The following is a 13,004-nucleotide window of genomic DNA, read 5'->3' as shown; positions in this document are numbered from 1 at the left end:
CATGAGCGGCGCCGTATGTCCCGGATCCTTCGACCCCGTCACCCTCGGTCACATCGACATCTTCGAACGGGCAGCCGCCCAGTTCGACGAGGTCGTGGTGGCTGTACTGGTGAATCCGAACAAGAAGGGGATGTTCACCGCGGCCGAACGTATCGAGCTGATCGAGGCCTCGACGACGCATCTGCCGAACCTGCGGGTCGAATCCGGGTCGGGTCTGGTGGTCGATTTCGTCAGGGAGCGCGGGCTGACGGCCATCGTCAAGGGGCTGCGCTCGAGCACCGACTTCGAGTACGAGTTGCAGATGGCGCAGATGAACAAGCACGTCGCCGGTGTCGACACCTTCTTCGTCGCGACCACGCCGGCGTACTCCTTCGTGTCATCGTCGCTGGCCAAGGAGGTTGCCGCGCTGGGCGGTGATGTCACCGATCTGCTGCCCGACACGGTCAACGCGCGGCTGCGGGAGAAGCTGGGAAAGTAGCTTTCCGCGACACACCGGCCGACAAAGCCGAGTCACACGAGTAACACCAGGCACACTGGTCACTAACAACGACGCCTGGAGGGTGCTGCCGTGTACCGAGTTTTTGAGGCCCTTGACGAGCTGAGCGCGATCGTCGAGGAAGCGCGTGGTGTGCCGATGACGGCCGGGTGCATGGTGCCGCGCGGCGATGTGCTGGAACTGCTCGACGACATCAAGGACGCCATCCCCGGAGAGCTCGACGACGCCCAGGATGTGCTCGACGCTCGCGACGGAATGCTCAACGAGGCGCGCGACCACTCGCAGTCGATGGTCGCCACCGCCACCGCCGAGGCCGACTCGCTGATCAACCACGCCCGCGGTGAGGCCGACCGGCTGCTCGCCGATGCCAAGGCCCAGGCCGACCGGATGGTCGCCGAGGCACGCGCGCACAGCGAGCGCATGGTCGGTGAGGCCCGCGAGGAGGCCGTGCGCATCGCGGCCACCGCCAAGCGCGAATACGAGGCCACCACCGGGCGCGCGAAGTCCGAGGCGGACCGCCTGATCGAGAACGGCAACCTGTCCTACGAGAAGGCCGTGCAGGAGGGCATCAAGGAGCAGCAGCGCCTGGTGTCGCAGACCGAGATCGTGCAGACCGCCACCGCCGAGGCGACCCGCCTGGTCGACACCGCCCACGCCGAGGCCGACCGGCTGCGCGGGGAATGCGACATCTACGTCGACAGCAAGCTCGCCGAATTCGAGGACTACCTCAACGGCACCCTGCGGTCGGTGAGCCGGGGCCGGCACCAGTTGCGCACGGCGGCCGGTACGCACGACTACGCCACCCGGTAGCCCGATCCGACGACAACCGGCCGCCGCCCCACCGGGGCTGCGGCCGGTTCGTCATGCTCAGAGTTGCCCGTGCCGAGGCGGTTTGGTGCCCGAGAGGGTGTAGCGGCCGATGTGTTGCAACTTCCACCGGGTCGCATCGTGCAGGGTGTGGGTGCGCGCGTCGCGCCAGTAGCGGGACAGGTTGGCCGCACCGGATGCGCTGCGCGTCCCGCCGAGTTCGAACAGCGTGCTCGACGCCTCCAGGGACGCCCGGGTGGCGGCCACCTTCGCGACCGCGACCGCCACCGATGCGGCCGCGGCGCTGTCCTCGTCGAGATCGGCGGCCGCCGCATCCACCGCGCGGCCGGCCTCGGCCAGTAGTGCCTGCGCGCCGCGCACCGTCACGGTCACCTCACCGGCAATGTGCACGACGGTCGGATCATCGGCCGCGGTATCCACGCCGGCCTCGAAATGTGGCCGGGCCTTGGCGGATTGCCGCACACCCTCGGCCAGGGCCGCGGTGGCGATGCCGACATCGAGTGCGGCATGGAACAACTGCGCCCGCGCGCCGTAGGTGGTTGGCCGGGCGAAGATCGGGGTGAACGGCACCACCTGCGACGTCGGCACCCGGACTGCATCCAGCGTGACGGTGCCCGACGCGGTGGTGCGCTGGCCCATGCCATCCCAGTCGTCGACGACCTGGAGGCCGTCGGTATCGGCGGCGATGAACGCCAACGCCTTCGGCGTCGACGACGTCGGGGTCTCACCGGGAATGTCGGGCAGCGACGCCCGCACGATGACCCAGTCGGCGAACAGGGCGCCGGTCGAGTAGTACTTGCGACCGTCCAGCGCATAGGTGTCCGGTTCGGTCAGCACCAGAGTGGTGGCGTCGACATCGATGGGGTGCGGGCCGCGTTCGGACTGGGCGTTGGCGAACAACGCACCGCCGAGCACCTTCTCGTAGAAGAACGCCTGCTGGGCGTCGGTGCCCTGCAGGCGCAGCGCCTCCAGGAAGGTGTAGTGCGAATGCGGGATCTGGGCCAGCGACGGGTCGCCGTGGGCGAGTAGCCGGAACACCTCGGCGATCACCGTCGCCGGCGCAGCGATGCCGCCGTGTTCGACGGGCACCGACAAGGCCAGCAGCCCCGAGTCTTTGAGCGCCTGCACCTGCGCGTGGGGCAGGGTGCGGTCGGCGTCGCGGGCCGCGGCGCCCTCGGCGAACGCGGCGGACAGTTCGGCGGCCACCGCCAGCGCGTGCGCGGTGTCGGTGATGCGCAGGTCCTCGGCCTGCGTGGTCACCGGGCGGCGCCGACGAACGGGATCGCCACGCTGGGGGCCTCATCGGAGCCGGAGTTGAACAAGCCGCGCCGGCGCAGGATGGGCACCACGCCCTCGCCGAACCAGAACAGCTCCTCCAGATGCGGGTAGCCGGAGAAGATGAACTCCTCGATGCCGATCTCGGCGTACTCGGCGATACGGTCGGCGACCTCGGTGTGACTACCGACCAGCGCGGTACCCGCCCCGCCGCGCACCAGCCCGACGCCCGACCACAGGTTCGGCGCGATCTCCAGAGTGCGTGCGTCACTCCAGGTTCCGTTGGTGCGATTGGCCTCGTGCAGTGCCAGCATGCGCTTCTGGCCCTCGGACTGGCTGCGCGCCAGGCCGGCCTGGGCCGCCGCCACCGTCTCCTCGTCCAGCGCGGCGACCAGCTTGTCGGCCTGCGCCCACGCCTCCTCGGAGGTGTCCCGCGAGATGGTGTGCAACCGGATCCCGAAGCGCAGTGTGCGGCCGGCGGCCGCGGCCTCGGAACGAATCCAGGCGATCTTCTCGGCCACCGCGGCCGGCGGCTCGCCCCAGGTGAGGTACACATCGGAGTGGCGCGCGGCGACCGGGCCCGCTGCCTTCGAGCTGCCGCCGAAGTACAGCGGCGGAATCGGGTTGGGCGGCAGCGCCAGCGTGGCCTCCTCCACATCGATGTATTCGCCCTTGTGGGTGACGGTCTCGCCGGCCCACAACCGGCGCACCACGTCCAGGAACTCGTCGGCCCGTTGGTAGCGGGCGTCCTTGTCCAGATGGTCGCCGAAGGCGCGCTGCTCGTGCGCCTCGCCGCCGACGACGACGTTCAGCAGGATCCGCCCCGGTGCGTGCCGGGCGAAGGTCGCCGCCATCTGGGCCGACAGGGTGGGGCTGACCAATCCCGGCCGGAATGCCACCAGGAAGGCCAGCGAGGTCGTCTCCCGGGCCAGCAGCGCGGCGGTGACGAAGGCGTCCTCGCACCATGCCCCGGTCGGGATCAGCGCGCCGGTGAAGTCGAATCGTTCCGCCGCCCGCACGATCGACGCCAGGTAGTCGATCGACGCGTCCCGGTCGCCGCCGGCCGCACCGGCCGGCGTGCCATGGCCACCGCCGACGATGAGCCGGCTGTCGCCGTAGGTGGGCAGAAACCAGTGCAACTTCACGGTCACAGAATTCGTCCTTTGCGCAGCCAGAGTCCTCGTGCCGTCGAGTATCGACTGCCGATCGCACGCCGCGCGGCCACGCCCGCCCAGCCCGATCACGCCACCCACTCCACCGGCCACGGCGCGGCTGAAGACTTAAAATCTCGCTGATCCGGTGTCGGGCCCCGGTCACCGGTATGGGGCCCGAAGTAGACTCGGGTACATGGCCGCCAAGAGTCCCCTCGCGATCGACATCTCGCGCCTGGGTCGTCGGCCGGGCTCGCTGATGGAGGTACACGAAACGGTGCCCGCACCGTCGCGTATCGGCCTGGACCTGATCCGTATCGAAGAGGGCGCCCCACTGGAACTGGATCTGCGCATCGAATCGGTGTCGGAGGGGGCGTTGGTCACCGGCACCGTCTCGGCGCCCACCGCGGGTGAGTGCGTGCGGTGTCTGGAGCCGATCAGCGGCGATGTGAGCGTCGACCTGACCGAACTGTTCGCCTATCCGGGCAGCATCACCGAAGAGACCACCGAGGACGACGAGGTCGGGCACGTCGTGGACGACCGCGTCGATATCGAACAGTCCCTCGTCGACGCCGTCGGTCTGGTGCTGCCGTTCACCCCCCTGTGCAGGGAGGACTGCGCCGGGTTGTGCCCCGATTGCGGCATCGTGCTCGCGAACGCCGAACCCGGCCACCAGCACGAGAAGATCGACCCCCGCTGGGCAAAACTCGCCGCGCTGCGCGACGAGGTCGGAGACCCCGGTGACAACTGAGCACGAGGCGCTCTCCGAGGCGCTGGGCGTCGAACTGCCCGCAGATCTGCTCACCATCGCGCTGACCCACCGCAGTTACTCTTACGAGAACGGCGGTCTGCCGACCAACGAGCGGTTGGAGTTCCTAGGTGATGCGGTGCTGGGCCTGACCATCACCGAGGAGCTCTACCACCGCCACCCCGACCGCGCCGAAGGTGACTTGGCCAAATTACGGGCCAGCATCGTCAACACCCAGGCATTGGCTGATGTCGGCCGCAAGCTCGGGCTGGGCGGGCACCTGCTACTGGGCAAGGGGGAGGAGAGCTCCGGCGGTGCCGACAAATCCAGCATCCTCGCCGACGGTGTCGAATCCCTGCTGGGCGCAATCTATCTGGATCGCGGCAGCGATACGGCGCGGGAGGTGATCCTGCGGTTGTTCGGTGAGCTGCTGGACACCGCGCCGACTCTCGGCGCCGGGCTGGACTGGAAATCGAGCCTGCAGGAGCTCACAGTGGCGCGTGGTCTCGGACCGCCCTCCTATGCGGTGACCGCGCAAGGGCCCGATCACGACAAGGAATTCACCGCCGTGGTGACCGTCGCCGAGCGCGAATACGGCCGCGGTGTCGGCCGCACCAAGAAGGAGGCCGAACTCAAGGCGGCCGCCGCGGCGTGGAGTGCGCTGGACGCGTCAGGAACCGACGAGACGACCGACGGTGCCGGAGCTTCCTGAGGTCGAGGTGGTGCGTCGCGGGCTGGACGCACACGTGCGCGGCCGGACCATCGCCGATGTGCAGGTGCTGCACCCCCGCGCCGCGCGCCGACACCTGGCCGGCTCGATGGATCTGACCGCCCGACTGCGGGGCACCCAGATCACCGGCACCGGACGGCGCGGCAAGTACCTGTGGCTGACCTTGTCCAGCGGTGAGGCCATCGTCGTGCATCTGGGGATGAGCGGCCAGATGCTCATCGGTGAGGTGCCCAACCCGTCGCATCTGCGCATCGCCACCGTCTTCGAAGACGGCAGTTCGATGAACTTCGTCGACCAGCGCACGTTCGGTGGGTGGATGCTCGCCGATCTGGTGACCATCGACGGCACCGACCTTCCCGAGCCGGTCGCCCACATCGCCCGTGACCCGCTGGATCCGGCGTTCGACCGCGACGGCGTCGTCACGGTGTTGCGCCGCAAGCATTCTGAGATCAAACGCCAGCTGCTCGACCAGACCGTGGTGTCCGGCATCGGCAACATCTACGCCGATGAGGCGTTGTGGCGGGCCAAGGTCAACGGCGCCCGGCTGGCCTCGGCGCTGACCCGCCGTCAGCTCGGCGAGGTGCTCGACGCGGCGGCTGCGGTGATGACGGTGGCGCTGGGGCAGGGCGGTACGTCGTTCGACTCGCTGTATGTCAACGTCAACGGGGAATCCGGATACTTCGACCGGTCGCTGGAGGCCTACGGCCGGGTCGATGAACCGTGCCGGCGTTGCGGTGCACCCATGCAGCGGGACAAGTTCATGAACCGCTCATCGTTCTACTGCCCGAAATGTCAACCGAAGCCCAGGATCCGGCACGCCGCTAGCGTTGGTTGAATTGCACCGCCGCGGACATGCAGACCTTCCACTCGCCGTTCTCCTTGCGGAAGTAAGCGGTGTCGAACGGACCGCCGGTCTCCATCGTCGCCGACGCGACATCGCCTTTGACCACGATGTCGGTCGCTGACAGTCCGGTCGTCGGGGCGGTCTGCGGGATCTCGATGCCCTCCAGGATCTGGCCGAGTTCGCCCAGGGCGCTGAACATTCCGGCCTCGGCGGCGCAGAAGTACCGACCCATTTCGGAGAACTTGCCGGTGCTGCCCGCCGCGCTGAACTCCTCGACGAGTTCCTTGATCTCGGTCTCGTCGCTGGAGACGATGATGTCACCGCCGCGAACCAGGAACACACCGCCGACGACGAGCGCGGCGATCACCATCACGCTGACCGCGCCGCCGACGATCCACCACAGGGCGTTGTTCTTCTTGGGCGGCTGCTGCGGCGGATGGGGATACGGGTAGGAATAGCCCGGATAGCCCTGCGGTGGCGCGCCATAACCGTAGGCCGGCGGCGCGCCGTAGCCGGGATACTCCGGATACTCGAAGGTCTGCGGTTGTGCGTCGGGATTCCACGCACCCTGCGGTCCGGCTTGCGGCGAGGGGTCCCAGGGCCCCTGCGGCCCCGGCTGCTGCGGGGGGTATTGCGTCACTGCGATGGCTCCTCAGCTGGTGTCTTTCAACACTAACCGGCCGGGCAACCATCGCGGCGTCCGTACACTCGCCCGCGGACAGCCTGAATGCGAGTCGGATATGAGGAAAGAAGTCAGACGATGACCGAACTGTGGGTTGAACGCACGGGTGTGCGCCGCTACACCGGACGCAGTACGCGCGGAGCGGAGGTGCTGGTCGGCTCCGAGGATGTCGAAGGCGTGTTCACCCCCGGGGAGTTGCTCAAGATTGCGCTGGCCGCCTGCAGCGGGATGAGCAGCGACCACCCGCTGCGCACCCGCCTCGGTGACGACTACCAGGCCACCATCAAGGTCTCCGGGGCCGCCGATCGCGAACGCGAGCTCTACCCGCACCTGGAGGAGCGCATCGAGGTCGATCTGTCCAGCCTGACTGAGGACGAACGGGCACGCCTGCTCACCATCGTGCGGCGCTCCATCGACAAGGTGTGCACCGTGGGGAACACCCTGAAGGCCGGCACCGAGGTGAGCTTGACGGTGACCGATGTCGGCCGGGCCTGACGTCCGGCTCAGCGCCTGGGTGCACGGCCACGTCCAGGGCGTTGGCTTTCGCTGGTGGACCCGGGCGCGCGCCCTTGAGCTGGGGTTGACCGGATACGCGTCCAACCGGCCCGATGGCCGGGTGCACGTCGTCGCGCAGGGGCCGAAGGCCGACTGCGAGCGCCTGCTTGACCTGCTGCAATCCGGCACGACCCCGGGAACCGTCGACAACGTGGTGGCCGACTGGTCCGCGGTGGGCGACCCGATCCCAGGCTTCAGCGAGCGTTAACCGCCGCGGCGGTAGGGTTTCACCTCGTGCATCTCAAGAGTCTGACGCTGAAGGGCTTCAAGTCCTTCGCCGCGCCGACGACTCTGCGCTTCGAACCCGGCATCACCTGCGTCGTCGGCCCGAACGGGTCCGGGAAATCCAACGTCGTCGACGCCCTGACCTGGGTGATGGGCGAGCAGGGCGCCAAGACGCTGCGCGGCGGGAAGATGGAGGACGTCATCTTCGCCGGCACGTCCTCGCGTGCCCCGCTGGGGCGCGCCGAGGTCACGTTGACCATCGACAACTCCGACAACGCGCTGCCCATCGAGTACTCCGAGGTGTCGATCACCCGCCGGATGTTCCGCGACGGCGCCGGCGAATACGAGATCAACGGCAGCAGCTGCCGCCTGATGGACGTGCAGGAACTGCTGAGCGACTCCGGTATCGGCCGGGAAATGCACGTCATCGTCGGGCAGGGCAAGCTCTCGGAGATCCTGGAGTCGCGGCCTGAGGACCGTCGCGCCTTCATCGAAGAGGCCGCGGGCGTGCTGAAGCACCGCAAGCGCAAAGAGAAGGCGGTCCGCAAGCTCGACTCGATGCAGGCCAACCTGGCCCGGCTGACCGACCTGACCACCGAGCTGCGCCGTCAGCTCAAGCCGCTGGGCCGGCAGGCCGAGATGGCTCGCCGCGCGCAGACCATCCAGGCCGACCTGCGCGACGCCCGGCTGCGGTTGGCCGCCGATGACCTGCTGCGCCGCCAGACCGAGTTCAACGACACCAATCAGGCCGAGACGACGCTGCGTCGCGAGCACGACGAGGCCACCGGGCGGTTGGAGATCGCCGGCGCCGAGCTGGAGGCCCACGAGTCGGCGGTCGCCGAGCTGACCGAACGCGCCGAGGCGGCCCAGCAGACCTGGTTCCGGCTGTCGGCACTGGCCGAACGCGTCAGTGCCACCGTCCGGATCGCCACTGAACGCACCCAGCTGCTCGATGTCGAACCCGAGACCGGTTCCGGGCGCGACCCCGACGCGCTGGAGGCCGAGGCCGACGAGGTCGCCGAACACGAGATGGAGTTGCTCGGTGAGTTGGAGGCCGCGCGCGTGGCCCTGGAGGATGCCCGGGCCGAACTCGCCGAGCGGGAGAACCTGGCCGCCGAGGCCGAGCGTGCGCACCGGGCGGCGGCCCGGGCCGAGGCCGACCGTCGCGAGGGCCTGGCCCGGCTGGCCGGAAAGGTCGATACCCTCCGGGCCCGGGTCGAGTCCACCGACGAGGGGATCGCCACGCTGGCGGCGCGCATCGAGGAGGCCGCCGCACGGGTGCAGAAGGCGCAGGCCGAGTTCGAGACCGTGCAGGCCCGTGTCGGTGAGCTCGACGAGGGTGAGGTCGGCCTCGACGATCAGCACGATCGGTCGGTGACCGCCCTGCGCCTCGCCGATGAACGGGTCGCGGAATTACAGGCGGCCGAGCGCAGTGCCGAGCGCCAGGCGGTGTCGCTGCAGGCGCGCATCGATGCGCTCTCGGTCGGCTTGGAGCGCAAGGACGGCGCCACCTGGCTGGTCGAAAACCACACCGACACAGGTCTTTTCGGGTCAGTCGCCAAGCTGGTGCGGGTGCGCCCGGGCTACGAGGTGGCGGTGGCCACCGTGCTGGGGCCCGCCGCCGACGCGTTGGCTGCCGAGAACGTCGGCACCGCCCGCGCCGCGGTCGCGGCCCTGAAGGAAGCCGACGGCGGACGTGCGGCGATCCTGTTGGGGGACTGGCCGGTACGCGATGTGCGGAACGGCGAGGTGCTGCCTCAGGGCGGTCAGTGGGCCATCGATCTGGTCGAGGCGCCGGATCGGTTGCGTGGTGCGGTGAGCGCCCTGCTGGCCGGCGTCGCCGTGGTCGACGATCTGTCTGCGGCGCTGGATCTGGTGTCGGCGCAACCACAGCTGCGGGTCGCCACCGTCGATGGCGACCTGGTCGGGGCCGGGTGGGTCAGCGGCGGGTCGGACCGCAAGGTGTCGACGTTGGAGATCGCCTCGGAGATCGAGAAGGCCCGCGTGGAACTCGCGGCGGCCGAGCGGCAGGCCGGCGAGTTGGCCGCGGCCCTGGCCGGGGCCAAGGAAGAGCAGGCGGCCCGTCAGGACGCCGCCGAGCAGGCGTTGGCGGCGCTGAACGAGTCCGATGCCGCGATCTCCTCGATCTACGAACAGCTCGGCCGCCTCGGTCAGGAATCGCGCAACGCCGACGCCGAGTGGCAGCGGTTGCTCAAGCAGCGCGACGAGCTGGAGTCCGGGCGCGTGGCCACCGTCGAGGAACTCACCGAGCTGGAATCGCGGCTGCACAACGCACAGCAGGCGCCGATGTTCGAGGTCGACGATTCCGAGGAGCGCCAGGAATTCACCATGGCCGCCGAGACCGCCCGCGCCACCGAGGTGGAGGCGCGCCTTGCGGTTCGTACCGCCGAGGAACGCGCCAATGCCGTTCGGGGACGGGCGGATTCGTTGCGCCGTTCGGCCGCGGCCGAACGGGAGGCGCGGCTGCGGGCGGCACGTGCACGGGAGGCCCGCGAGCATGCGGCCACGGTGGCGGCGGCGGTGGCCGAGTCAGGCCGGCTGGTGGCCGCCCGGTTGGCGGCTGCGGTCGCGGCGGCGTCCCGGACGCGCGATCAACTGGCCGTCGAACGCAGTGCGCGGGCCGAGGCGTTGACCCGGGCACGTACCGAGGTCAATGAACTCGGGGCGCGGATCACCGCACTGACCGACTCGCTACACCGCGACGAGGTCGCCAAAGCGCAGGCGGCACTGCGCATCGAGCAACTCGAGCAGCAGGCACTGGAGCAGTTCGGCCTGGCGGCGGCGGACCTGATCGCCGAGTACGGGCCGGATGTGCCGCTGCCGCCGACGGATCTGGAGATGGCGGAGTATGAGCAGGCCCGCGAACGGGGCGAGCAGGTGACCGCGCCGGCGCCGATGCCGTTCGATCGGCCCACGCAGGAACGCCGCGCCAAGAAGGCCGAGCGCGAGCTTTCCGAGTTGGGCCGGGTGAATCCCCTCGCGCTGGAGGAGTTCGCGGCGCTGGAGGAACGGTACAACTTCCTGTCGACGCAGTTGGAGGACGTGAAGGCGGCCCGCAAGGACCTGCTCGATGTCATCGCCGATGTCGACGAACGCATCCTGAAGGTGTTCGCCGAGGCGTACGAGGATGTCGAGCGTGAGTTCACCCAGGTGTTCTCGTCGCTGTTCCCCGGTGGCGAAGGACGGCTGTTGCTGACCAACCCGGATGACTTGCTGACCACCGGCATCGAGGTGGAGGCGCGCCCGCCGGGCAAGAAGGTCAAGCGGCTGTCGCTGCTGTCCGGTGGGGAGAAGTCGCTGACCGCGGTGGCGATGCTGGTCGCGATCTTCCGCGCGCGGCCGTCGCCGTTCTACATCATGGACGAGGTCGAGGCCGCGCTGGACGATGTGAACCTGCGCCGGCTGTTGGGGTTGTTCGAGCAGTTGCGGGAGAAGTCGCAGCTGATCGTGATCACCCACCAGAAGCCGACGATGGAGATCGCCGATGCGCTGTACGGCGTGACGATGCAGGGTGACGGCATCACGCAGGTGATTTCTCAGCGGATGCGCGGGCAGGACCTGGTCGGCGCCGGCTGATTTTGGTGTGCTCCGGGGGTGGGGTGCTCCGGTAGGGTTTTTGGCGTTGGAGGGGGCGCGATGGAACCGTTGAAGGTGGACGCCGAACTGCTCAAGGCCGCGGGGGAGCGGCTGCTCAGCGCGGCGCAGGGGCTGCCGGATGCTCCGGAGCCGTTCACCCCGTCGTACGGGTCTGATGCGCTGTCGCAGGTGCTTGCCGCGGATGTGCCCAAGGCCGAGGCCCCGATCATCGAGGGCCTGCCGCCGCTGAAGACGGCGGCGACCGGTACGGCCGAATCGGTGATCGAGGCGGCGCGGCGCTATGCGCAGAGCGATGAGCAGCTGAAGAGCCGGATCGAACAGGCGATGACCCCGTCCTCGGGTGCCGGCGGTGGTACTGCGGGTGGCGGGGGTGGCGCGCCGGCCGGTGGTGCGCCGGGCGGGGCTGTTCCGACGGCCGCGTCGGCTGGTGCCGGTGCCGGTGCCGGTGCCGGTGCCGGTGCCGCTGGTGCTGCGGCGTCTGGCGCTTCTGGCGCCGGTGGGATCGGCGGGCAAATGGGTGGGATGCTCGGCATGCCCATGCAGATGGCCCAGCAGGCTGCCCAGGTTCCACAGCAGGTCGCCGGGATGGTCAGTTCGCTGCCGCAGTCGGCGATGCAGGGCGCTCAGCAGGTCGGCGAGCAGGTTCAGCAGATCGTCGAACAATTCTCCGACAAGGAATCGCAGGACGCCTCGAAGCCCGAGGAGCGATCGGTGGCCGGCGGCATCGGTGAACGCGCGCCGGTGGATCGGCCCGCGCCGCGCACCGAGCCGGATGCGACGGTCGACCTCTAGTGCCTCGGTCTTCGGGGTGACAATGCCTTCGCAAAAGCAGTACTACCGGCAGTACTACGCGGCGGCCCAGTACTACGGGTAGTACTACCGTCAGCTGACCATCGCGGACAACGCGTCCGAGGTGAGCACACTGACGTGCTGCCAGTAGATCCAGTCGGTGATGGCGGCGCGCTGCAGTTCGGGATCCAGCGCGGTATGCGCCTTGTGTAGCGCGACGGCCTGCAAATAGTCGGCGTAGGCGACCATCGCCTTGAGATGAGCGCCGGCGCGATCGGGGTTGGCGCTCAGCAGCGGCTTGCAGACTTCCAGCAGCAGGTTGATGCGGTTTCCGGCCGGTGGGGTGTTGTCGGCGGGTGCCGGGGGTAGCAGTTCTGCGAGCCCGGCGGCCGTGACGGCGGCGAGCTTGGCCGCGACATCGGGGGCGATGACCTCAAGCCGGTTGCGGCCCTGCATCTTTCCGTTGTCGGGCATGTCTTCGGGGGTGAGGATGTCGCGGGCGGCGCCGAGGTCGAAGCCTTTGAGGTTTTCTTCGGTGCCGATGACGGCTTGCAGGGTGGCGTTGTGGTGGCGGGTCCATTCCTGCACCGCGAGTAAGGGATAGGTTGCCCACGTCCCGCGGGTCTGGGCCGGAATGGATTCGTCGGCGGTGACCATCTTGACCTGCGGGGGCAGGAAGACGTTGTCGGGGATGTAGGCCAGGCCGTAGTTATTGGCGGCCAGGATTTGGCCGTCGCCGGTGACGGCGGTGATCCAGAACAGGCTCGGGTCGGTGATGCCGACATTGAGTGCGGCGGCGATGTGACGGGCGACCTGGCGTGGATTGTTTCCCTTGCGGCGTAGCGCTCCTGCTGTCGCGGCGGCAGCGATGGCGTCGCGTTCGGCGCGGGCCGCTGAGATCGGGACGGGGGCTGCCGCGGCGCCGGCGGCTGCTTGGCTGGTCGAGGCGGGAGCGACGCCGGGCCCGACTGGTCCCGCGGTGGGCGCGACCGGCGCGGCCGGAGACGGGGTGGACGGCGGGGCCAGTGGCATGGGCGGTGCGCCGGTGGCCGGTGGGGCGGCG

General features: G+C 69.2%; 12 protein-coding genes and 1 pseudogene. 9 read left to right on the top strand and 4 right to left on the bottom strand.

All coding sequences use genetic code 11. The features are described 5' to 3' along the window. Nucleotide 1: 1 nt before the first annotated feature. Together coaD and sepIVA are read left to right on the top strand one after the other, a co-directional pair. Nucleotides 2–478 carry a pantetheine-phosphate adenylyltransferase gene (coaD, locus tag BST17_RS07255; protein WP_083056643.1) on the top strand — a complete coding sequence of 159 codons (477 nt, stop codon included), beginning with the start codon at nucleotides 2–4 and terminating at the stop codon, nucleotides 476–478. Between the two features lie 90 nt (nucleotides 479–568). Then, nucleotides 569–1,306 (top strand): cell division protein SepIVA, encoded by a 738-nt coding sequence (gene sepIVA, locus BST17_RS07250; RefSeq protein ID WP_083056641.1) that lies wholly within the window; start codon nucleotides 569–571, stop codon nucleotides 1,304–1,306. Between the two features lie 57 nt (nucleotides 1,307–1,363). Here the strand turns inward: sepIVA and BST17_RS07245 are convergent, their stop codons facing one another. After that, nucleotides 1,364–2,584, bottom strand: coding sequence for an SfnB family sulfur acquisition oxidoreductase (locus tag BST17_RS07245; RefSeq protein ID WP_234807572.1), 1,221 nt, complete (start codon nucleotides 2,582–2,584; stop codon nucleotides 1,364–1,366). After that, nucleotides 2,581–3,750, bottom strand: coding sequence for an LLM class flavin-dependent oxidoreductase (locus tag BST17_RS07240; RefSeq protein ID WP_083056639.1), 1,170 nt, complete (start codon nucleotides 3,748–3,750; stop codon nucleotides 2,581–2,583). Before BST17_RS07240 ends, BST17_RS07245 begins: the two co-directional genes overlap by 4 nt. A 196-nt stretch (nucleotides 3,751–3,946) precedes the next feature. On the opposite strand from BST17_RS07240, the gene BST17_RS07235 reads away from it, so the two are divergent. The 3 genes from BST17_RS07235 to mutM are packed head-to-tail and all read left to right on the top strand — an operon-like array spanning nucleotide 3,947 to nucleotide 6,063. Continuing rightward, nucleotides 3,947–4,501, top strand: a complete 555-nt coding sequence (locus tag BST17_RS07235; RefSeq protein WP_083056637.1) for a YceD family protein — start codon at nucleotides 3,947–3,949, stop codon at nucleotides 4,499–4,501. Then, nucleotides 4,491–5,210, top strand: coding sequence for a ribonuclease III (gene rnc / locus BST17_RS07230; RefSeq protein WP_083056635.1), 720 nt, complete (start codon nucleotides 4,491–4,493; stop codon nucleotides 5,208–5,210). The genes BST17_RS07235 and rnc overlap by 11 nt, the downstream gene beginning before the upstream one ends. Continuing rightward, nucleotides 5,194–6,063: a bifunctional DNA-formamidopyrimidine glycosylase/DNA-(apurinic or apyrimidinic site) lyase gene (mutM, locus tag BST17_RS07225; RefSeq protein WP_083056633.1), complete on the top strand. Its 870-nt coding sequence runs from the start codon at nucleotides 5,194–5,196 to the stop codon at nucleotides 6,061–6,063. The genes rnc and mutM overlap by 17 nt, the downstream gene beginning before the upstream one ends. Here the strand turns inward: mutM and BST17_RS07220 are convergent. Further along, nucleotides 6,050–6,712 carry an Rv0361 family membrane protein gene (locus tag BST17_RS07220; protein ID WP_083056631.1) on the bottom strand — a complete coding sequence of 221 codons (663 nt, stop codon included), beginning with the start codon at nucleotides 6,710–6,712 and terminating at the stop codon, nucleotides 6,050–6,052. The genes mutM and BST17_RS07220 overlap by 14 nt on opposite strands. A gap of 120 nt (nucleotides 6,713–6,832) precedes the next feature. Here BST17_RS07220 and BST17_RS07215 point away from each other — a divergent pair, with 120 nt between their 5' ends. Genes BST17_RS07215 through BST17_RS29210 form a run of 4 tightly spaced genes read left to right on the top strand, consistent with a single transcriptional unit; the run spans nucleotide 6,833 to nucleotide 11,944 of the window. Next, a complete protein-coding gene (locus tag BST17_RS07215; protein ID WP_083056630.1) occupies nucleotides 6,833–7,249 on the top strand; it encodes an OsmC family protein in 417 nt (138 codons plus the stop codon). Continuing rightward, on the top strand, nucleotides 7,233–7,517 hold the full coding sequence (locus tag BST17_RS07210) for an acylphosphatase (RefSeq protein ID WP_083056629.1): 285 nt from the start codon (nucleotides 7,233–7,235) through the stop codon (nucleotides 7,515–7,517). Before BST17_RS07215 ends, BST17_RS07210 begins: the two co-directional genes overlap by 17 nt. A 26-nt stretch (nucleotides 7,518–7,543) precedes the next feature. Continuing rightward, nucleotides 7,544–11,131, top strand: a complete 3,588-nt coding sequence (gene smc / locus BST17_RS07205) for a chromosome segregation protein SMC (RefSeq protein WP_083056627.1) — start codon at nucleotides 7,544–7,546, stop codon at nucleotides 11,129–11,131. 60 nt (nucleotides 11,132–11,191) lie between these two features. Further along, nucleotides 11,192–11,944: a hypothetical protein gene (locus tag BST17_RS29210; RefSeq protein WP_083056624.1), complete on the top strand. Its 753-nt coding sequence runs from the start codon at nucleotides 11,192–11,194 to the stop codon at nucleotides 11,942–11,944. A gap of 90 nt (nucleotides 11,945–12,034) precedes the next feature. On the opposite strand, the pseudogene BST17_RS07195 reads toward BST17_RS29210, so the two are convergent. Further along, nucleotides 12,035–13,004, bottom strand: a pseudogene (locus tag BST17_RS07195) (hypothetical protein); the annotation flags it as partial.

The sequence above is a fragment of the Mycolicibacterium bacteremicum genome (assembly GCF_002086115.1).
Taxonomy (GTDB): Bacteria; Actinomycetota; Actinomycetes; order Mycobacteriales; family Mycobacteriaceae; genus Mycobacterium; species Mycobacterium bacteremicum.
Note: the sequence above shows the minus strand (reverse complement) of the source record. Positions and strands in the feature narration are given on the sequence as shown.

Excerpts from the sequence above, each read along its gene's own strand:
- BST17_RS29210 (WP_083056624.1), top strand. The coding sequence starts at position 11,192 with ATGGAACCGTTGAAGGTGGACGCCGAACTGCTCAAGGCCGCGGGGGAG.
- BST17_RS07210 (WP_083056629.1), top strand. The coding sequence starts at position 7,233 with ATGTCGGCCGGGCCTGACGTCCGGCTCAGCGCCTGGGTGCACGGCCAC.
- BST17_RS07215 (WP_083056630.1), top strand. The coding sequence starts at position 6,833 with ATGACCGAACTGTGGGTTGAACGCACGGGTGTGCGCCGCTACACCGGA.
- BST17_RS07235 (WP_083056637.1), top strand. The coding sequence starts at position 3,947 with ATGGCCGCCAAGAGTCCCCTCGCGATCGACATCTCGCGCCTGGGTCGT.
- coaD (WP_083056643.1), top strand. The coding sequence starts at position 2 with ATGAGCGGCGCCGTATGTCCCGGATCCTTCGACCCCGTCACCCTCGGT.